At 55.2% G+C, this 1,140-nt stretch carries 1 protein-coding gene; it reads left to right on the top strand.

The annotated features are described in order from the left end of the window. On the top strand, positions 1–1,140 hold a 1,140-nt coding region (locus GTF44_RS21955), incomplete at both ends, for a S8 family peptidase (RefSeq protein ID WP_171563537.1).

The following is a 1,140-nucleotide window of genomic DNA, read 5'->3' as shown; positions in this document are numbered from 1 at the left end:
AGCAGCTTCTCTCGCGGGCGGTGATGGTCCTGGAGCCTCTGGTCCACAGCCTCCCGGTTCATCACCTTCTCCAAGACCCAGCCCACCACCTGATCCAATCACCGATCCAGGCCCCGACGTTCCCGGCCTTGACGATGCTGCTGACTTCCGAACCCGGGAATTCAACCGAAACTATGGCCTGCGTCTAATTGGAGCCGATGAGCGATACGCAAAGGGCGCACGAGGAAAAGACATAAAGATTGCAATCCTGGATACCGGTATCGATATCGATCATCCAGACTTCCTCGGGAAAATCGACACTGAATACAGCTATTCTTTTTCCAGAAACTCCCGCGATATTTCTGACTCTAATGGTCATGGCACGCACGTTGCCGGCATCGCTGCAGGCGGAAAAGACGGTCGAGGTACGCACGGCGTTGCCTTTGAATCTGAGCTTCTCATCCTCCAAGGAATTGGTCATTTATCTGCTTCCATTAACCGCTCAATCGACGCCGGTGCGCACGTCATAAACCACAGCTGGGCTTATACCAAATGGAACGGTAATGGGAACGTCGTCATACCAATCACTGATTTTACAAGTGGCTCCGATCTCGAGCGGAGCCTTGGACCCGCAACCATCGCCGCCTTGGATAGAGCCATAGAGAAGGACTTGATGAGCGTTTTTGCCGCAGGCAACGACTACGGCCTGCCCGAAGTCTCATACCTTGCAGGCATTCCACACTTGCTACCCGACTATGACGGTTACGTCATCGCCGCCGTCGCTGTCTATGAAGATGTAAATGGAAAAGCAGAAATTGCGGATTTCTCCAACCACTGTGGCGTTGCAATGCACTTTTGTCTCGCTGCGCCAGGCGCAGGCATCCTTAGCGCCAATAATGGCGGCGGGGTTCGTTACGATGGCGGAACGTCCATGGCCGCTCCACACATCGCTGGAGCATATGCCGTATTGAAGAGCCAGTGGCCTGACCTGACAGCCCCCGTAATCGCTGAGATTATGTTCAAGGCAGCCGATGATCTCGGAGACCCGGGTGTTGACCCGATCTACGGGCAGGGCCTCCTCAATCTGGAACGCGCCATGCGTCCTATCGGTGAAGTTGTTGTCTACCAGGGGACCACCACCGAGAGCGACGCCATGCCGCT

Source organism: Roseobacter sp. HKCCD6576-2, from assembly GCF_013179285.1.
GTDB lineage: Bacteria > Pseudomonadota > Alphaproteobacteria > Rhodobacterales > Rhodobacteraceae > Rhodophyticola > Rhodophyticola oceani.
Note: the sequence above shows the minus strand (reverse complement) of the source record. Positions and strands in the feature narration are given on the sequence as shown.